The organism is Roseomonas elaeocarpi, from assembly GCF_042433915.1.
GTDB classification, from domain to species: Bacteria; Pseudomonadota; Alphaproteobacteria; order Acetobacterales; family Acetobacteraceae; genus Roseomonas; species Roseomonas elaeocarpi.
In genome coordinates this window covers 26,910-45,703 of record NZ_JBHLUN010000011.1, presented here as the reverse complement: position 1 = coordinate 45,703, position 18,794 = coordinate 26,910, and the positions used below count along the sequence as shown (strand labels likewise).

The following is an 18,794-nucleotide window of genomic DNA, read 5'->3' as shown; positions in this document are numbered from 1 at the left end:
CGTCGGTCACAGGTAGCGTCCTCTTTCCAGGATCTCCAGGGTGTACTCCCGGTAGCTCATGCCCAGCTCCTCGGCCCGCGCGAGCCGCCGCAGCAGGACTTCCCGCGGCGGCGTCTTCCAGGCCCGGCGGTGGGCCTGCTGCCAAAGGAGACGTCGCGGCGTGGCGCCGACCTCATGCTCCTCGAGTGGCGGCCCGCCATTGTGCCCGGTTGCCGGGACGGGAAGGGGCATCGCATCCGAGTCGTCGTCGGCCATGCCGGACTCTTCCAGTTGGTGTACGGAGAAAGGGTGGTACTATCTTGGAACCATGTCCACCATGAAAGACGAGGCCGCGCTGGCCGAGGCGCTGGCGCAAGGGTTGCGGGCGGAGCGGGACGCCCGCGGCTGGTCACTGGCGGAGCTGGCCGAACGCTCCGGCGTGTCCCGCGCCATGATCAGCAAGGTCGAGCGCGGCGAGGCCTCGCCCACGGCCGCGCTGCTGGGCCGTCTGGTGGCGGCCTTCGGCATGACCCTGTCCACGCTGCTCGCGAAGGTGGAGGGTACGGCGCCCGGCAGCCGACTGCGGCGCCGGCCGGACCAGCCCTGCTGGCGTGATCCGGCCACGGGCTACCTGCGGCGCGCCGTCACCATACCCGGGGCGGAGCCGGAGATCGTCGAGGTGCTCCTGCCGGCCGGAAAGCGCGTGGACTACCCGGCCGCGACCTATGCTGGCCGTGCCCATGCCCTGCTGGTGCTGGAAGGCCAGCTGCTGTTCCATGAAGGCACCCTGCGCCACGGCTTGGGGGCGGGAGACTCGCTCGTACTGGGGGCGCCCGCGGACTGCGCCTACGAAAACGCGAGCGGCGCGTCCTGCCGCTACCTCGTGGTGCTGAGCCGCCGCTGAGACCTGGCGGCACCAGGGTTCCGCCCCGGAGCCGCCCGACCGGGAGCCCCTCATCCAGCCGCCGATCCACGCAGCGCTCAAGGGCAACCCGCCCGGCCGGACTTCTGCCCAGATGCTGCTTCATCCCACCCCCGCGCGACGCGGTAGGCTGCGGCCGCTTCTGCAGGGTAGAACGGCCCCATTGCAATACTACTATAGGTAGAGTTCCCTCGGACGAACTGTAGAGATCACCCGATGACGGCCCCCGCGATCCCCTTCGACGAGGCGCAAAGACTGGCGGCGCTGAAAGCCTGCCAGATCCTCGATACCCCACGCGAGCCGCGCTTCGACGCGCTGGCCCGACTGACCGCACGCCTCTTCGGGGCGGAGCTCGGAACCGTGTCGTTGATCGACGAGCACCGGCAGTGGTTCAAGGCCACCACCGGGGCGGAGCGGCTGCCCGACATCCCGCGCGAGGACTCGCTCTGCGCCCATACGATCCTGCAGCCCCGCGAGGTCACGGTGGTGGAGGATCTCAGCCGCGATCCCCGCTTCGCCGACAATCACCTCGTGACGGGGCCGCTCAAGGCTCGCTTCTACGCCAGCGCGCCGCTGCTCGATCCGTCCGGCTACGCGGTGGGCACGATCTGCGCCGTGGATCCGCATCCCCAGCGACCGGAACCCTCGGCCGTGGCGGCCATGGCCGACCTGGCGGCGGCGGCCTCCGCGATGCTGCAGCTGCATCGCCGGATGGCGGAGCTGCGCGACATGGCGGACCTCGACCCGCTCACCGGCCTGCTGAACCGCAGCGGCTTCTCGCGCGCGCTGGAGGCCCGGCAGGGCAGCGCCTTCAGCCTGTTCTGCTTCGACCTCGACCGCTTCAAGGAGGTGAACGACCTGTTCGGCCACGCCGGCGGCGATCAGCTGCTGGTGGAGTTCAGCCGCAGGCTTCGCGCGGCGCTGCGGGCCGAGGACGTCATTGCCCGCTTCGGGGGCGACGAGTTCGTGGCGATGATCACCGCCCAGCTCACCGATGCGGAACTCGGCGCCATCGCCACGCGCATCCTGGCAGACCTCGCGGCACCGGTCAGCATCGCCGGCCAGTCCGTGCCGATCCTGGCCTCGATCGGGATTGCCCGCGCCCCGGCCGACGGTTCCGACCCGCTGGCGCTGCTCCACAGGGCCGACGTGGCGCTGTACCGCGCCAAGACCTCCGGCCGGCGGCAGTTCCGCTTCTACGACGCTTCGCTGGAGGCGGACGACGCGGCCGAGGAAGCCTTCCGGGAAGCGGCGCGCACCGACGCCTTCGCGCTGGAGTTCGACCCGATCATCCGGCTGCGCGACGGCGCGGTCACGGGCTACGAGGCCCGTGCCGTCTGGCTCAGGCCCGGCGGGGCGCGGCTGACCGCGGAAGAGTTCGCGCCGCTCGCGGGGCAACAGGGGCTGCTGCTCGGCATCGAGAACCGGGAGCTCGCCCGCGCCTGCGCCGCGGCGGCCGGATGGCCGGGCGGACAGCGGTTGGTGTTCAGGGTGTCGCCGACGCAGCTTCGCTCGGAAGGCTTCGTCACCGTGGTGGCCACGGCGCTGGCCGACGCGGGCCTGCCGCCGGAACGGCTGGAGCTGACGGTGAGCGAGACGATGCTGTCGCAAGGGCCGCCGGAGCTCGCCGAGCGCCTCCACCGCCTCCAGGCCCTGGGGACCGGCCTGTCGATCCATGACTTCGGCGCGAACCAGGCACCGCTCGGCGCGCTGTTCCGTCACAGCTTCACCAGCCTTCGCCTGCCGGCCGCGCTGATCTCCGCAACGGATGCGGCGCCCGGCAAGTCCGCGCTGCTGCAGGCCATCATTCCCCTGTCGCGGGGCCTGTCCCTGGAGCTGGTGGTGCTGGGCGTCGAGACCGAGGAGCAGCGCCAGTCGCTGCTGGCCCTGGGCATCGACGCCGTCCAGCCCCTGACCTTCGACGCACCGGCGGAGCTGGCGATGCCTCGGCCCACCCTTGCGGCAGCCGTGAAGGACTCCTTGGCGAGCGAAGATGGCGTTAACGGTTCCTTAAGTACTTAACGGGATATGAAGACCCGGGCGGGATGGGTCCGGACAAAGGCTCCGGGCGCGGGGCCGGTACAGGGAGCGCGCGTCGATGCCGAAATCCTCCGTCATCTGGGAGCCGCTCTTCCTGGCGGAGCCGCAGCGCTTCAGCCGCATCCTGGAGGAGCCTTCGCTGGAGCAAAGGTTGCGGCGATGGCCCGGCTACGAGGACATGTTCCTGGGCGAGGCGATCCGCGCCGGCGTGATGCGGGATGAGGCGGCACGGGACAGCCTGCTCGAACTCTACCGTTTCGGCCTGAGCAACGGCCTGCCGTCGCGGACGCGACGCGACGCGGTCAGCGGTTTGCGGCTTTACGCGCGCGAGACGTCGCGCCTGCCGGACACGATCTGGCGCCTGTTCCTGGAGATGGACCCCGACCGCCAGGTTGCCGCCGAGGCGGCATCGGGCTGGTTGGACGCCGAACCCTTGGAACCGGTGGCCGGGGCGCTGGCGCGGTTCCTGGCCGACGGCGGCGCCGCGTCCAGGGGTGGCGCGGTCGGCGCGCTGCTCCGCCGCGGGCCGCCGCGCCTTCCGGCGCTGCTGCAGGACCTGCGCGACAGTCTGGAGCCGCAGGAGATCGAGGATGCGCTCTGCTGCTGCGACGGCGCGATGCCGGCCACGACTCGGGCCTTTCTTGCTCACTGGCTCGACAGCCTCGGCGAGGAAGACCAGCTCCGCCGCGACCTGCTCCATCATGCCCTGCAACGACCCGATTCGGAGCAACGCGACGACCGCCACGTGGCCACCCGCTTCCTGCCGCACTCGGCGCAGATCATCCCGATCCGGCAGGCGGCGCGGCGGGGGCCGGCCCGCAAGCCTGCGGGGGAGAACAGGACGCCTAAGTCGGACGGCCACTGAGGCAGGCGGATGGCCGAGGTTTCATGTGACCGGGGCCGCGTCCCGGGCGTTGGAGCGGGTAGTCAGGAGATTGAATCGATGCTGCCGCGCCTTGTTGCCACCACCCTGTTCCTCGGTGCCCTTTCCGTCGGGGGTGCCATCCTCCCCGCCCAGGCCAAGGAAGGGGGCTGCGTCAAGGACGGCGCGGTGGGTGCCGTGGCGGGTCACTTCGTCGGCAGCGGGCATGCCGTGGCCGGCGCCGCGGCGGGTTGCGCGGTGGGTGTTCACCGCCGCCATCAGGCGGAGCAGCGGGACGCCCAGCAGCAGCAACAGCAGCAGAACAACGGCAACAAGCCTCAGAACTGAGGCTCCGGCGCTTTCGCCTCAGGCCGCAGCGAAGCCCTGGTAGCCCTGCCTCGGCCATGACCGCTGAGGCCTCCAGTCCGGAGCGGCGCATTCCTCATCCTCCGCCGCCGGCAGGAGAGGGGTGACCAAGCGGCGCCGTAGTTCCGGATCGGGCGGTGCCGGTCGGTATTCGCTGCGTCCGGCCGGCAGTGGGAAGGGCTGCGCCTCCGATCGGAAGACCTCCCGCTCCGCGATTCGCAGGATCGTCGAAGCATCTCGGTCGGGATGGGCCGCTGCCACTGACCGCAGAACCGCTTGCCTGGCGTCGGCACCCGAGGCGCCATTCCGCAGAGCCTCGGCGTAGCGCCGGGCAATAACCCGCAGGGTCAGGAGGTTCAGGAAGGGGAATGGGGAGAGAGGGTCGCGCATGCCAGGAGTCTAACAACTCCTGAACAAAACAAGAACATTAATCTCTGGCGTCGGCCGGTGTTCTCAACCGGCCTCCACAGGTCCCCGCCACGCCAGCTTCAATGACAGCACGAAGGCCGCGCAACCGTGGCGCAGCCGCTGCAACAGGGTGAAGGCCGGCGCCGGGGTGCCCTGAGGCTCCGCCGGTGGCTCCATGGCATGGATCATGGCCGCCAGCGTCCGCACGCTTTCCTGCTCCAGCAAAGCCGCCGACCAGCCGGGGTGATGCTGCCGGAACAGGCCCACCGCCGCGGCCCACGCCGCCGGCCGCGTCGATCCCGCGGCCACGAGCCGGAGGAACAAGGAGGCAGCCGCACGGGCCGCAACCACGTCGAGGTCAGGAGGAGGAGGGGCCACGTCGTCCATGCCTGGATGTTAGCGCATCCTGGAACGTAAAGGGAACATTAACTCTGCTGCGGGCAATTCGGAGGCCGGGCGGTGTGGCGCCGCTGCACGGATGCGAGGATGGCCGGGATCAGGCTGCGTGCTGTTGCCAGGTCCGCCCGAAGGAAGCGGCTTAGCCAATCCCACGAATCGACGTCCGGCAAGGCGGGATCAGGCGAGTCATGGGTGATCTCCACTGCAGCTTTCGGAAAGCGCATCTGCGAAGGGTTCAGGACAGGACGGAGATTTCCTGCCGCCATGTTCCCTCCATGCGAAGAAGCGCTCCGTGCCGTCGCAGGGGCCAGACTTCCCAGATCGACCTCATCCTGGCCCGGACGAGCGTAAACCAATGCTGGTGTCGGTCCGGGCTCGCGTTTTCAGGTAGTGAAAGGGCGCTGGAGGCGCAGCACAACAATCCGGTCCGGCCGGGGCTGAAAACATTCCGCGCGATCATACATCTGAGGAATGTTGGCTGGGGAACCTGGATTCGAACCAAGACTGCCCGAGTCAGAGTCGGGAGTTCTACCGTTAAACTATTCCCCAGCACCGTCAGGGGTGTTTCCCCGTGCTGACGGCGCGCCGAATAGCATGCGTTCCCGCACCCCGCAACCACCCCCGGACGAAAGCTCTTGCCGTTCGAGGCAGGGGAACGGATCATCGCCCACAGCACCATCATGATGAGCCAGATCACCTCGTCCAGAACCGAACCGGCGGCCGTCCACGCGGCCCTGGACCTGGGCACCAACAACTGCCGTCTTCTCGTGGCCACCCCCGGCGGCCCGGACGGATTCCGGGTTCTCGACAGCTACAGCCGCATCGTGCGCCTGGGTGAGGGGCTGGGGGCGACCGGCGCGCTCAGCCCGGCGGCGATGGACCGCGCCCTGAACGCCCTGGCGGTCTGCCAGGGCAAGCTGGCCCGGCGTCCTCTCCGCTCGGCCCGCGCCGTGGCCACCGAGGCCTGCCGCCGCGCCAGCAACGGCGCCGCCTTCCTCCAGCGCGCCGAGGAAGCCCTGGGCCTGCCGATCGAGGTGATCACCCCGCGCGAGGAAGCGGCGCTGGCGATGGAGTCCTGCGCACCCCTGTTGCGGTGGGGCGACCGGCGGGCGCTGCTGTTCGACATCGGCGGCGGCTCGACCGAGATCGCCTGGATCCGTGCCCCGCAGGAGCCGGACGACCTCCCGTCGTTGATCGGCTACATGTCGGTTCCGGTCGGCGTGGTCACCGTGTCGGAGCAGGCGGGCCGCTTCTGCAACACGCCGGACGGGTTCTCCGCCCTGGTGGAGGAACTGGCCAGCCGGCTGGAGCCCTTCGACGAGGTCCACCGTATCCGCCAGGAGATGCGCGCCGGCGGCGTCCGCCTGATGGGCACCAGCGGCACCGTCACCACCCTGGCCGGCATCGTGCTGGACCTGCCGCGCTATTCCCGTCCGCGGGTGGACGGGCAGGTGTTGCACTGCTGCGACGCCGACGCCGCGCTGAAGTGGCTGCAGGACACCGGCCGCAAGGGCATGGCGGCACACCCCTGCATCGGCTCCGAGCGTGCCGACTTCGTGTTGCCCGGCTGCGCCATCTTCGCCGCCATCCGCCGGACCTGGCCGACCGCCAGCCTGACGGTGTGCGACCGTGGCCTACGGGAAGGGATGCTCCTGCGCATGATGCGCGGGAATCGCGGCCAGCCGGCGCGGCGCGACGCAGCCTTTGCGTCCGCCTGAACGGCGTTCGATAAGCCCCCCGATGAAACCTCCCGTTGAACGCGGCCTCACCACCCGCCTGCGCACCGCCAAGAGCCGCAGCACCTCCTCGCAGCGCTGGCTGGAGCGGCAGATCAACGATCCCTACGTCCGCGCCGCCAAGGCCGCGGGCTGGCGCTCGCGTGCCGCCTTCAAGATCCTGGAGCTGGACGAGCGCTTCAAGCTGTTCAAGCCGGGCCAGCGGATCGTGGATCTCGGCGCCGCACCCGGCGGCTGGACCCAGGCGGCCAGCAAGGTGATCGGCGACCGCGGGCGGATCGTGGCGCTGGACCTCCTGCCGATGGAGCCGATGGCCGGCGTCACCATCCTGCAGGGCGACTTCTCCGAACAGGCGGGCGAGGACGCCGTGCTGGAGGCGCTGGCCGGCCCGGCCGACCTCGTGCTGTCGGACATGGCGCCCAACACCATCGGCCACAACGCCACCGACCACCTGCGGATCATGGCGCTGGTGGAGCTCGCGGCCGACTTCGCCCGGCGCGTGCTGGCACCCGACGGCGCCTTCGTGGCCAAGGTCTTCCAGGGCGGCACCGAGCGGACGCTGCTGGCCGACCTCAAGCGCGACTACGCCCAGGTGCGCCACGCGAAGCCGCCCTCGAGCCGCAAGGACAGCGCCGAGGCCTTCGTGGTGGCGCAGGGCTTCCGCGGCAACAATGCCGCTGGCCGCGACCCGGAGGCCGGCTGAACAACCCCTCAGGGAAGGCGCTGTTGCGGGGCTGCCCTGCGCGTGCGCAACGGCGCTTGCCACGACGCGGGGGAGGGGCGTAGGAGGGCTCGCCAAGGTCGCGGCAGCGCCCGCCCCACGAGAGGCCCCCGCCCATGGCATCAGAGACACTTCCCCGCATCGAGACGCGTCACCGCTTCGAGGAGGCCTTCGCCTTCGACGACGTGCTGCTGGTGCCGGGCTATTCCACCGTGCTGCCGAACCAGACGGACACCCGCACCCGCCTGACGCGCGAGATCGGGCTGAACATCCCGCTGATGTCGGCCGCGATGGACACCGTGACCGAGAACCCCATGGCCATCGCCATGGCCCAGGCCGGCGGCATCGGCGTGATCCACAAGAACCTCTCGATCGAGGAGCAGGCCGCCCAGGTCCGCCGCGTCAAGAAGTTCGAGAGCGGCATGGTGGTGAACCCCGTCACCATCCACCCCGACCAGACGCTGGCCGATGTCCGCGCCCTGCAGGACCAGCACCGCATCAGCGGCATCCCGGTGGTGGAGCGCGACAGCAAGCGCCTCGTGGGCATCGTCACCTCGCGCGACGTGCGCTTCGCCAACGACCCCAACCTGCGCGTCTACGAGCTGATGACGCGCGAGAACCTCGTCACCGTCCTCAACGACGCCACCCCCGACCAGGCCCGCGCGCTGCTGCACAAGCACCGCATCGAGAAGCTGCTGGTGGTGGACGATCAGTACCGCTGCGTCGGCCTGATCACCGTGAAGGACATGGACAAGGCCCGCACCAACCCGACCGCGATCAAGGACGCGCTGGGCCGCCTGCGCGTCGCCGCCGCCACCGGCACCGGCGAGGACGGCATCCGCCGCGCCGAGGCGCTGGTGGCCGCCGAGGTCGACGTGATCGTGGTGGACACCGCCCACGGCCACTCGGCCGGCGTGCTGCGCTCGGTCGAGCGCGTCAAGCAGATGAGCAACAGCGTCCAGGTCATCGCCGGCAACATCGCGACGCCTGAGGCCGCGATCGCCCTGATCGAGGCCGGCGCCGACGCCATCAAGATCGGCATCGGCCCGGGCTCCATCTGCACCACCCGCATCGTGGCGGGCGTCGGCGTGCCGCAGCTGACCGCGGTGCTGGAATCCGCCGCCGCCGCGCATGAGCGCAACGTGCCCGCCATCGCCGACGGCGGCATCCGCACCTCGGGCGACATCGCCAAGGCCATCGCGGCCGGCGCCGACTGCGTGATGATGGGCTCGCTCTTCGCCGGCACCGACGAGGCGCCGGGCGAGGTCTTCCTCTACCAGGGCCGTTCCTACAAGTCGTATCGCGGCATGGGGTCGCTGGGTGCCATGGCGCGCGGCTCGGCCGACCGCTACTTCCAGGCGGAAGTGTCCGACAGCCTGAAGTTCGTGCCCGAGGGCATCGAGGGCCGCATCGGCTACAAGGGCCCGGTGGGCGCGGTGATCCATCAGCTCGTGGGCGGGCTGCGCTCGGCCATGGGCTATACCGGCAGCGCCACCATGGCGGAGATGCAGACCAACTGCCGCTTCCGCCGCATCACCAACGCGGGCCTGCGCGAAAGCCACGTCCACGACGTCGCCATCACCCGCGAGGCGCCGAACTACCGCGCCGAGTAAGCCTGGGAGGGGCCGGGCCAGTCACGGCCCCGCCCTGGTTCTTCCGGCCACCATCAGGCGGTGGCGCCCTCGCGCGTCGGGCTGAGCCCGGCGCCAGGACCGCACGCGGCGCCCCGCCGGCGCCACCTGCCGCCGCAACCGGGCCGCCCCACCGCCACTTTCACCGTCGCGGACCCGCCACCGTCCGGCCCTGAACCTTGACGCCCCGGCACCGGTGGCCGGGCGGAACCCTCCGCCCGTCCACCCGTCCGGGGTGTTCCCATCATGAGCAGCACCACCGCATGACCCCCGCCGCCCGCCTTGCCGCCACCGTCGCACTGTTGAGCGCGATGGAAGACCAGCCTCGCCGTCCGGCCGACGCGGTGGCCAACGAGTTCTTCCGCGCCCGCCGCTACATCGGCAGCAGCGACCGCCGCGCCGTGTCGGAGCGCGCCTGGGCCGTGGTGCGCGAACGCCTCCGCCTCGACTGGCGGCTGCGCAAGCTGGGCGCCGAGCCGACCGCGCGCCTGCTGGTGGCGGCGCAGATGGTGCTGATGGGCGGCGGCTCGCTCCAGGGCGTCGTGGCCGCCTTCAGCGAGCAGGGCCCTTATGCCGAAGCACCCCTCGATGCCGAGGAACGCCGGGTGTTGGCCGCGCTGCGCCCGCCGCTGGTGCGTGCCGAGATGCCGGAGAACCTGCGCCTCAACCTGCCGGACTGGGTGATGCCCGGCTTCCAGGCCCGCTTTGGCGATGCGCTGCCGGCCGCGGCCGAGGCGATGGCGGAAGCGGCGCCGCTCGACCTGCGCGCCAACCTGCTGAAAACCACGCGCGACGGTGCCCTGGCGGCCCTGGCCGCCGAGGGCATCCCGGCCACGCCCACGCCCTTCTCGCCCTGGGGCCTGCGCATCGCCGACCGCCGACCCATCCTGGCGAGCAAAGCCTTCCGCGACGGGCTGGTCGAGATCCAGGACGAAGGCTCGCAGCTCATTGCCCTGCTGGCCGATGCGCGCCCAGGAATGCGGGTGGCCGATTACTGCGCCGGTGCGGCCGGCAAGACGCTGGCCATGGCGGCCAGCATGAACAACCGGGGGCGCATCACCGCCTGCGACGTGTCCGCCCCTCGCCTGACCGGTGCCGCCCAGCGACTCCGTCGCGCCGGTGTGGACAATGCCGAAACCCACTTGCTCGAGGCCGGTGACCGCTGGGCGAAGCGCCGTGCCGCCCAGTTCGACCGCGTTCTGGTGGATGCACCTTGTACGGGCACGGGGACATGGCGCCGCAACCCGGACGCGAGAATCCGCACGGGTGAATTTGACCTTAACGAGCTTGTCACCAAACAGAGAGCAATCCTGGATCGGGCTGCTTCCCTGGTGCGCCCCGGCGGAAAGCTGGTTTACGCTACCTGCTCCGTGCTCCCCGAAGAGGATGAGGCACAGGTGCAGAACCTGCTCGAACGTCGCCCGGAATTCCGTGTCGTGCCGCTGCAAGAGGCCTGGAAACAGAGCCTTGCGGCACTCGGTTCGGTAGTGGACACAGCGCCGGGAGAGGGCGATTTCATGGCGCTGGCGCCGCACAGCCATGGAACGGACGGCTTCTTCTGCGCCGTACTTGAGCGTACCGAAGTTGCCGTTCCCCGGTCCGATACCACAACCCGTGCGAGCAGCGATCCCGCAGTCACATGAACACCTGCATCCGGCGCGCCCGTCCCGAGGATGCCGCCGCCATCGCGGCGGTGCACGTCGCCGCCTGGCAGGATGCTTATGCAGGCCTCCTGCCACATGGCTACCTGGCCGAGCTTTCCCAGCGCCGCATCGCGGCCGGCTACGGCCACGGCATGCTGACCCGGCGCGGCGAGGAAGCGGTGTTCGTGGCGGAAACCGCCGCCGATCCGCGCCGGATCGTGGGCTTCGCCTCCGCCCGTAAGGTCCGCCGGACCGGCCTTGGCGGCGCCGACTTCGCGGAGGGCGAGATCGAGACGCTCTACGTCCTGACCGACTACCGCGATCGGGGCATCGGGCGGCGCCTGATGCGCGCCTCGGCGGCCCACCTCGCCGCGATCGGCTGCGGCTCGGCGATGCTTTGGGTGCTGTCGGGCAACAATGCTCGCTTCTTCTACCGCCACCTGGGCGGGCGGCCGGTGGCACGCGAAGCCATCCAGGTCGGCGGCGAGGCGGTGGAACAGACCGCACTGGCCTGGAACCCGATCGAAACGCTGCTCGCGGCCACAGCCTTCACGCAGGAATCCTGAGGCCAGCCCGGCACCTTTTCCGGTGTCTCGTGGCCGCTACCGGGTGCTTCACGCCCGCTTGACGGGCAGGGCAGGGCTGTTCTGCCGCCGAATGGCTTGACGCTGCCGCCCCGGACATGCTTCGCGCCGCCATGGCCGACCAGACCGCGACGAATCCCACCGCCCCCGTTGCCGAGCCCGCAGCGGGCGGGCACGACCGCATCCTCATCCTCGACTTCGGCAGCCAGGTGACGCAGCTGATCGCGCGCCGCGTCCGCGAGTCCGGTGTCTACTGCGAGGTCTGGCCCTTCACCGCCGCGCCCGAGCGCATCCAGGCCTTCGCGCCGCGCGGCATCATCCTGTCCGGTGGCCCCGCCTCCACCGTGGATGAGGGCAGCCCCCGCGCCCCGCAGCTGGTGTTCGAGCTGGGCCTCCCGGTGCTGGGCATCTGCTACGGCCAGCAGACGATGTGCATGCAGCTCGGCGGTAAGGTCGAGAAGAGCGACCACCAGGAATACGGCCGCGCCTATGTCGAGGTGGCCGAGGCCTGCGCCCTGACGCAGGAGGTCTGGTCCCCCGGCGCGCGCGAGCAGGTCTGGATGAGCCACGGCGACCGCGTCGCCGCCCTGCCCGAGGGCTTCCGCATCGTCGCCACCAGCGAGGGCACGCCCTTCGCCATGGTGGCTGACGACAGCCGCCACTTCTACGGCATCCAGTTCCACCCTGAGGTCGTGCACACCCCGCACGGCGCGCAGCTGCTGCGCAACTTCACCCACGCGGTCTGCGGCTGCGCCGGCGACTGGACCATGGCGGCCTTCCGCGCCGAGGCCATCGCCCGCATCCGCGCCCAGGTCGGCACCGGCAAGGTGATCTGCGGCCTCTCCGGCGGCGTCGATTCCTCGGTGGCCGCGGTGCTGATCCACGAGGCGATCGGCGACCAGCTCACCTGCATCTACGTCGACCACGGCCTCATGCGCGGCGGCGAAACCGAGCAGGTGGTGTCCACCTTCCGCGACCGCTTCAACATCAAGCTGGTTCACCGCGACGCCTCCGACCTGTTCCTGGGCCAGCTCGCCGGCACCACCGACCCGGAGGTGAAGCGCAAGACCATCGGCCGGTTGTTCATCGAGGTCTTCGAGGAAGAGCAGGCCAAGCTCGGTGGCGCCGACTTCCTGGCCCAGGGCACGCTCTACCCGGACGTGATCGAGAGCGTGTCCGCCACCGGCGGCCCTTCCGTCACCATCAAGTCGCACCACAACGTGGGCGGCCTGCCGGAGCACATGCGGATGCAGTTGGTGGAGCCGCTGCGCGACCTGTTCAAGGACGAGGTCCGCGCCCTGGGTCGCGAGCTCGGCATGCCGGAGGCGATCGTCGGCCGCCACCCGTTTCCGGGGCCTGGCCTCGCGATCCGCATCCCGGGCGAGGTCACGCGCGAGAAGGTGCAGATCCTCCAGAAGGCCGACGCGATCTTCCTGGGGGAGATCCGCTCCGCCGGCCTTTACGACGCCATCTGGCAGGCCTTCGCGGTGCTGCTGCCGGTTCGCACCGTGGGCGTGATGGGCGACGGCCGCACCTATGACCAGGCCTGCGCGCTTCGCGCCGTGACCTCGACCGACGGCATGACGGCGGATGTCTACCCCTTCGAAGTGGCCTTCCTGTCGCGCGTTGCCAATCGGATCGTCAACGAAGTGCGCGGGATCAACCGCGTTGCCTACGACGTGACCAGCAAGCCGCCCGGCACCATCGAATGGGAATAATTTAGGCACTTGTGAGCCGAGCTTCGCGAAAGCGAACCTTGCCCCCAATGGTTCCGATTTCCGGAACCGCCGGGGAGTGACCTCCATGCGCCTGATCAAGGCTGCGACGGCCGCCATCGCCGTCGCTCTGGCCGCCATTCCCACCATGCGCGACGCGGCGGCGCAGCAGCCGGCGGCCGACACGATCGGCGCCATCCGTCAGCGCGGCCAGCTGCTCTGCGGCACCGCCGGCAACAATGTCGGCTTCAGCCTGCCCGACAGCCAGGGCGTGATGCGCGGCATCGACTCCGACACCTGCAAGGCCGTTGCCGCCGCCATCCTGGGCGATGCCAACAAGGTCCGCTTCGTGCCGACCACCACGCAGAACCGCTTTACCGCGCTGCAGTCCGGCGAGGTGGACATGCTGGTGCGCTCCACCACCTGGACGCTGGGGCGCGAGGCGGCGCTGGGCCTGGAGTTCGCGGGCGTCAACTTCTACGACGGCACCGGCTTCCTGGTGAAGACGAGCTCCGGCGTCACCAGCGCCAAGGCGCTCGACGGGGCCACCGTCTGCGTGCAGCCGGGCTCCACGACCGAGCTGGCGCTGACCGACTACTTCCGCCTCAACAACATGAAGTTCACCCCCGTGGTGATCGAGAACCTCGAGGAAATCCACAACGCCTTCATCACCGGCCGCTGCGACGCCTACACCACCGACGCTTCCTCGCTCGCGGCATTCCGCTACGCGCAGGGCCCGAATGCCGGGCAGTACACGCTGCTGCCGGAGATCATCTCCAAGGAGCCGCTGGGCTCGATGGTGCGCAAGGGCGACTGGAAGTTCTTCGACATCGTGCGCTGGACGCATTTCGCGCAGCTGACGGCCGAGGAGCTGGGGATCACCTCCAAGAACATCGACAGCTTCATCGACAGCAACAACCCGGACGTCCAGCGCTTCATGGGCAAGACCGGCGACCTGGGCAAGATGATGGGCGTCGATCCCGCCTGGGCGGTGAACGTCGTGAAGCAGGTCGGCAACTACGGCGAGGTCTGGGACCGTAACATCACCCCGATGGGCGTGCAGCGCGGCCCGAACAACCTGTGGAACAAGGGTGGCCTGCAATACCCGCCGCCGATGCGCTGATACTGGATCGCTGAAGCCGGTGCCCTGAACGCGGGGTGCCGGACATCAGGGTGCCGAGCACCAGGGTTATCGAACCCGGTGCTCCGAACCCGCTCCTCCGAACCCGCTCCTCCGAACCCGGGGGCGCCGAACCCGACGGCGGCGGCCAGGCTCCGCCGCCCGGCACTATCCCCCTGTCACAGCCCGGTTATCTGTCATGGGAGCGTCATAGCGGCGCAACAGAAGCATCATCACTCATCGCTAAGCACCGCCCCGATTGTTAACGGGGATTCTCCGATGTTGCGTAGAACCGCTCTGGCGCTCGGCGTCGCCATCACGGCGCTGGCCGCGCCTCATGCCGAGGCGCAGGAGCGCCAGCGCTTCACCTTCTGGTACGGGCTGAGCGGCCAGTTGGGCGACGTGGTGCAGCAGGTCTGCAAGCGCTTCAACGACAGCCAGCGCGACTTCGAGGTGTCCTGCGTCAGCCAGGGCGACTATCCCCGCACCCTTCAGAACGCCATCGCCGCCTTCCGCGCCGGCGAGCAGCCGACGGTGGTGCAGGTCTACGACATCGGCACCGCCGACCTGATGCTGTCCGGCCAGTACGTCCCGGCGCGCGAGCTGATGGCTGAGCAGAAGCGCAACGTCGACTGGAACAACTACCTGTCCCCGATCGCCGCCTACTACGCGACGTCAAAGGGGGAGATGCTGAGCTTCCCGTTCAACTCCTCCACCGCGGTGATGTACTGGAACCGCGGCGCCTTCCGCGACGTCGGCTACGAGAAGCCGCCGGAAACCTGGGAAGACGTCGAGAAGGCGCTGCGCGCCCTCAAGGCCAAGGGCCATGCCTGCCCGATGGCCATCAACTTCGACAGCTGGCCCTGGCTCGAGCAGTTCGCCTCGGTCCACAACCTGCCGATCGCCAGTGAGGATAACGGCTACGGCGGCCTCGACGCCAAGCTGGTGTTCAACGACGGGCTGATCCGCAAGCACTTCAACAACATCTACCGCTGGTACAAGGAAGGCCTGCTGGTGGTGAAGACGCCTGAGACCGGGCAGATCGCCACCGCCGCCTTCGCCGACGGCACCTGCGCCTCGATGTTCAACTCCATCGCCGACCATTCCACGGTGCGGCTGACGGCGAAGCAGGGCCTCGACTGGACGCCGGCGATGCTGCCGCTCTACGCCGGCACCACCCGCACCAACTCCCGCGTCGGCGGCGCCTCGCTCTGGACGCTGAAGGGCCGCCCGGCCGCTGAGTACCGCGGTGCCGCCGCCTTCTTCGAGTTCCTGGCCAAGCCGGAATCCGAGGAGTTCTGGTCCACCAACACCGGCTACATCCCGGTGACGCGCGCCGGCTACGACAAGCTCAAGGCCGAGGGCTTCTTCCAGCGGCCGCAGAACGTGGGCCGCGAGGTCGCCATGGACAGCCTGCTGGTCACCGAGCCGACGCAGTACTCGCGCGGCCTGCGCCTGGGCGGCTTCACCCAGATCCGCGCCATCTACGCCAACGAGATGCAGGCCGCTTTCTCGGGCCAGAAGACCATGGACCAGGCCCTCGACACCATGGTCGAGGAAGGCAACCGTGTGCTGCGCCGCTTCGAGCAGACCTACCGCGGCAAGCAGCTGCCCTGACCGCTTGATCGCTGACCTCGTGATCGCTCCGGCCGCCGCGACGCAAGCGGCGGCCGGACGCGGAGCCCACGCATGAGCAACACCCGACGCGCCCTGTTCCGCAGCCGCTGGCTTCCCTGGGCCCTGGCCCTGCCGCAGCTGCTGGTCATCTTCGTGTTCTTCTACTGGCCGACCGGCGAGGCCTTCTACTGGGCCTTTACGCTCGAGCAACCCTGGGGCGGCGGCAACGCCTGGGTGGGCTGGGAGAACTTCCGCAACGTTTTCGCCGACACGAACTACTGGAACTCGGTCGCAGCCAGCATCCTTTACGCGGCCGCCACCACGGCGCTGGCCATCGCCGCCTCGCTGGTGCTGGCCATGTTCGTGGATCGGGAACTTAAGGGAAGCCGCGGCTACTGCCTCGCGCTGATCTGGCCCTACGCCATCGCGGCACCCGCCATTGGCATCATCTTCCGCTTCGTGTTCGACGCGCGCTCGGGCGTGTTCTCCTTCCTGAACGCCGTCTCGCCCGGCCTGTGGAACCCGGGCCTCAACGGTGCCCAGGCCATGACCATGCTGGTGATCGCCGGCGCCTGGCAGCTCGTCTCCTACAACTTCGTGTTCCTGCTGGCGGGGCTCCAGTCCATCCCGCGCGGCCTCGTGGAGGCCTCCGCCATGGACGGCGCCGGGCCGGTGCGGCGGATGCGCGACCTGCAGATCCCGCTGCTCACGCCGACGCTGTTCTTCCTGGTCATCATCAACCTGACCGACAGCTTCACCAACAGCTTCGCGCTGGTGGACACGATGACGGCGGGCGGCCCCGCCCACGCCACGGAGATCATGGTGTACCGGATCTACGCCGACGGCTTCAAAGGCCTCGACTACTCGGGGGCTGCCGCGCAGAGCATCGTGCTGATGCTGCTGGTGGTGGCGCTGACCTTCGTCCAGTTCCGCTTCGTTGAGCGTCGGCTGCACTACAAATGATCGAACGCCGCCCCTTCCTGAACCTCGCGACGCACGCGATCCTGCTCGCCGGCGTCGTCTGCTTGATGGTCCCGCTCTGGCTCGCCTTCGTGGCCGCCACGCAGGATCTCGCCGGCGTCAACAGCACGCCGATCAACTGGCTGCCCGGCTCCCACCTGCTGGAGAACGTCGCCACCGCCTGGGCGCGCGGCGAGTTCGGCGCCCGCATGGCCACCAGTCTCATCGTCGCGATCGGCGTCATGGTGGGCAAGATCGTGGTCGCCATGCTGGCCGCCTTCGCCATCGTGTTCTTCGACTGGCGCGCCAAGACGGTGGTCTTCTGGATCATCTTCGTGACGCTGATGCTGCCGCTCGAGGTCCGCATCGTGCCGACCTACGCGGTGGCGGCCAATGCGCTGCGGCCCTTCCAGGTGATCCTGGACATCACCGGCCTCAGCACGCTGATCAACATGGCCACCGGCGTCACCGTGTCGCTCGACTGGCGGATGCTCAATTCCTACACCGGGTTGATCCTGCCGCTGGTCGCCACCGCCACCGGCACCTTCCTGTACCGCCAGTTCTTCATGACCATCCCGGAAGAACTGGTGGAGGCCGCCCGCATGGACGGCGCCGGCCCCATCCGCTTCCTGCGCGACGTTCTGATCCCGCTCAGCCGCACCAACATCGCGGCACTGGCCACAATCATGTTCGTTTACGCCTGGAACCAGTACCTCTGGCCGCTGCTGGTCACCACCGATCCGTCGCGCGCCACCGTCATGGTGCAGCTGTCGCGCATGGTGCCGCGCGCCGACGGCGTGCCGGACTGGAACGTGCTGATGGCCGCCGCCCTGATCGTGATGCTGCCGCCGCTGGTCGTGGTGATGCTGATGCAGCGCTGGTTCGTCCGCGGCCTCGTCGCAACCGAGAAGTAGAGGAGGCCACCATGGCCGCCATCGAGCTGCGCGACCTGCGCAAATCCTATCCCGGCGCCGCGGCGCCCTCCGTGCGCGACATCTCGCTCGACCTGCCCGAGCGTGCCTTCGCGGTGATCCTGGGCCCGTCGGGCTGCGGCAAATCCACCATGCTGCGCATGATCGCCGGGCTGGAATCCGTGACCGCCGGCGAGGTCCGCGTGGCGGGTGAGCGCGTGAACGAGCGCGAGCCCAAGGACCGCCACTGCGCCATGGTGTTCCAGAACTACGCGCTCTACCCGCACATGACGGTGGCCGCCAACATCGGCTACCCGCTTAAGGTCGCGGGCGTGCGGCGTGCCGAGCGCGACCAGCGGGTGCGCGAGATCGCCACCACCCTGGCGCTCGACACCCTGCTGGACCGCAAGCCCGGGCAGCTTTCCGGCGGCCAGCGGCAGCGCGTGGCCATGGGCCGCGCCATGGTCCGCAACCCGCGCGTCTTCCTGTTCGATGAGCCGCTGAGCAACCTCGACGCCACGCTGCGCACGCAGATGCGGGTCGAGCTGCGGCGCCTGCATGACCGGCTCGGCGCCACCTCCATCCTGGTGACGCACGATCAGGTGGAGGCGATGACGCTGGCCGACATCCTGGTGGTGATGAACGCCGGCCGGATCGAGCAGGTAGGCGACCCGCGCGCCGTCTACGATCGCCCGGCGACCCGCTTCGTGGCGGGCTTCCTCGGCGCCCCGGCCATGAACCTCCTTGATGGCCGCGTGTCCGGCAACGGGACTCAGGTCACGGTGGGCGAGGGGCTGGTGCTGCCGCTGCCCGCGGTGTTCGAGCCGGGCCGGGCCGTGACCGTCGGCATCCGGCCCGAACACGTGGAGGAGGGGGCGCTGGAAGCGCGCTGCGAGCTGACCGAGAATCTCGGCACCAGCCAGCTCGTCCATGCCCGGCTGCAGGGCTGCACGATCCTGCTGCACCGCCCGCCCGAGCATGTCGTGAGCCGCGGACAGTCGGTGATGCTGTCGCTCCCGCCGCAGCGCCTGCACCTGTTCGACGCTACGACCGGCGCCCGGCTGGAGCCGGAAACGGCCCTGGCCCCGGCACGCAACTACGCCCTGGCCTGAAAGACGGAGGCCGCGACCCAAAACCCGGGGGCATGAGATCGGGGGCCGGGACGAACCGGCCCCCGTCG

Annotated in this window: 17 protein-coding genes and 1 tRNA gene; 15 read left to right on the top strand and 3 right to left on the bottom strand. The window is 69.7% G+C overall.

Translation table 11 applies throughout. From position 1 onward, the window contains the following. Window positions 1-6: 6 nt before the first annotated feature. Complete coding sequence (locus ACFFGY_RS16480) at window positions 7-255, bottom strand: hypothetical protein (RefSeq protein ID WP_377045604.1); 249 nt, start codon at window positions 253-255, stop codon at window positions 7-9. A 52-nt stretch (window positions 256-307) separates the two neighbouring features. Here ACFFGY_RS16480 and ACFFGY_RS16475 point away from each other — a divergent pair, with 52 nt between their 5' ends. From ACFFGY_RS16475 to ACFFGY_RS16460, 4 genes are all read left to right on the top strand, one after another. Next, window positions 308-883, top strand: a complete 576-nt coding sequence (locus ACFFGY_RS16475) for a helix-turn-helix domain-containing protein (RefSeq protein ID WP_377045603.1) — start codon at window positions 308-310, stop codon at window positions 881-883. Between the two features lie 234 nt (window positions 884-1,117). Continuing rightward, a complete protein-coding gene (locus tag ACFFGY_RS16470) occupies window positions 1,118-2,923 on the top strand; it encodes a putative bifunctional diguanylate cyclase/phosphodiesterase (protein WP_377045602.1) in 1,806 nt (601 codons plus the stop codon). A gap of 76 nt (window positions 2,924-2,999) precedes the next feature. Continuing rightward, window positions 3,000-3,806 carry a hypothetical protein gene (locus tag ACFFGY_RS16465; RefSeq protein ID WP_377045601.1) on the top strand — a complete coding sequence of 269 codons (807 nt, stop codon included), beginning with the start codon at window positions 3,000-3,002 and terminating at the stop codon, window positions 3,804-3,806. 78 nt (window positions 3,807-3,884) lie between these two features. Next, window positions 3,885-4,151 (top strand): hypothetical protein, encoded by a 267-nt coding sequence (locus ACFFGY_RS16460; RefSeq protein WP_377045600.1) that lies wholly within the window; start codon window positions 3,885-3,887, stop codon window positions 4,149-4,151. A gap of 471 nt (window positions 4,152-4,622) precedes the next feature. On the opposite strand, the gene ACFFGY_RS16455 is transcribed toward ACFFGY_RS16460, so the two are convergent. After that, the gene (locus ACFFGY_RS16455; RefSeq protein WP_377045599.1) at window positions 4,623-4,964 is read right to left on the bottom strand and encodes a hypothetical protein; all 342 of its coding nucleotides are present in this window, start codon (window positions 4,962-4,964) and stop codon (window positions 4,623-4,625) included. A 487-nt stretch (window positions 4,965-5,451) separates the two neighbouring features. Further along, window positions 5,452-5,525, bottom strand: a tRNA-Gln gene (locus ACFFGY_RS16450). A gap of 86 nt (window positions 5,526-5,611) precedes the next feature. On the opposite strand from ACFFGY_RS16450, the gene ACFFGY_RS16445 reads away from it, so the two are divergent. From ACFFGY_RS16445 to ACFFGY_RS16395, 11 genes are all read left to right on the top strand, one after another. Continuing rightward, complete coding sequence (locus ACFFGY_RS16445) at window positions 5,612-6,694, top strand: Ppx/GppA phosphatase family protein (RefSeq protein ID WP_377045598.1); 1,083 nt, start codon at window positions 5,612-5,614, stop codon at window positions 6,692-6,694. Between the two features lie 22 nt (window positions 6,695-6,716). Continuing rightward, a complete protein-coding gene (locus ACFFGY_RS16440) occupies window positions 6,717-7,415 on the top strand; it encodes an RlmE family RNA methyltransferase (protein ID WP_377045597.1) in 699 nt (232 codons plus the stop codon). A 134-nt stretch (window positions 7,416-7,549) separates the two neighbouring features. Beyond that, window positions 7,550-9,046 carry an IMP dehydrogenase gene (gene guaB / locus ACFFGY_RS16435; RefSeq protein WP_377045596.1) on the top strand — a complete coding sequence of 499 codons (1,497 nt, stop codon included), beginning with the start codon at window positions 7,550-7,552 and terminating at the stop codon, window positions 9,044-9,046. Between the two features lie 281 nt (window positions 9,047-9,327). Next, entirely contained in the window at window positions 9,328-10,707 is a 1,380-nt protein-coding gene (locus ACFFGY_RS16430; RefSeq protein ID WP_377045595.1) for an RsmB/NOP family class I SAM-dependent RNA methyltransferase, read from the top strand. Beyond that, entirely contained in the window at window positions 10,704-11,273 is a 570-nt protein-coding gene (locus ACFFGY_RS16425; protein ID WP_377045594.1) for a GNAT family N-acetyltransferase, read from the top strand. Before ACFFGY_RS16430 ends, ACFFGY_RS16425 begins: the two co-directional genes overlap by 4 nt. A gap of 131 nt (window positions 11,274-11,404) precedes the next feature. Continuing rightward, window positions 11,405-13,009, top strand: a complete 1,605-nt coding sequence (gene guaA, locus ACFFGY_RS16420; protein WP_377045593.1) for a glutamine-hydrolyzing GMP synthase — start codon at window positions 11,405-11,407, stop codon at window positions 13,007-13,009. An 85-nt stretch (window positions 13,010-13,094) separates the two neighbouring features. Continuing rightward, window positions 13,095-14,129: an amino acid ABC transporter substrate-binding protein gene (locus ACFFGY_RS16415; RefSeq protein WP_377045592.1), complete on the top strand. Its 1,035-nt coding sequence runs from the start codon at window positions 13,095-13,097 to the stop codon at window positions 14,127-14,129. Window positions 14,130-14,405: 276 nt separating this feature from the next. Further along, a complete protein-coding gene (locus tag ACFFGY_RS16410) occupies window positions 14,406-15,743 on the top strand; it encodes an extracellular solute-binding protein (RefSeq protein WP_377045591.1) in 1,338 nt (445 codons plus the stop codon). Window positions 15,744-15,815: 72 nt separating this feature from the next. Then, on the top strand, window positions 15,816-16,706 hold the full coding sequence (locus tag ACFFGY_RS16405) for an ABC transporter permease subunit (RefSeq protein ID WP_377045590.1): 891 nt from the start codon (window positions 15,816-15,818) through the stop codon (window positions 16,704-16,706). Next, on the top strand, window positions 16,703-17,617 hold the full coding sequence (locus ACFFGY_RS16400; RefSeq protein ID WP_377045589.1) for an ABC transporter permease subunit: 915 nt from the start codon (window positions 16,703-16,705) through the stop codon (window positions 17,615-17,617). Before ACFFGY_RS16405 ends, ACFFGY_RS16400 begins: the two co-directional genes overlap by 4 nt. An 11-nt stretch (window positions 17,618-17,628) precedes the next feature. Further along, window positions 17,629-18,726 carry an ABC transporter ATP-binding protein gene (locus ACFFGY_RS16395; RefSeq protein ID WP_377045588.1) on the top strand — a complete coding sequence of 366 codons (1,098 nt, stop codon included), beginning with the start codon at window positions 17,629-17,631 and terminating at the stop codon, window positions 18,724-18,726. Window positions 18,727-18,794: the final 68 nt, after the last annotated feature.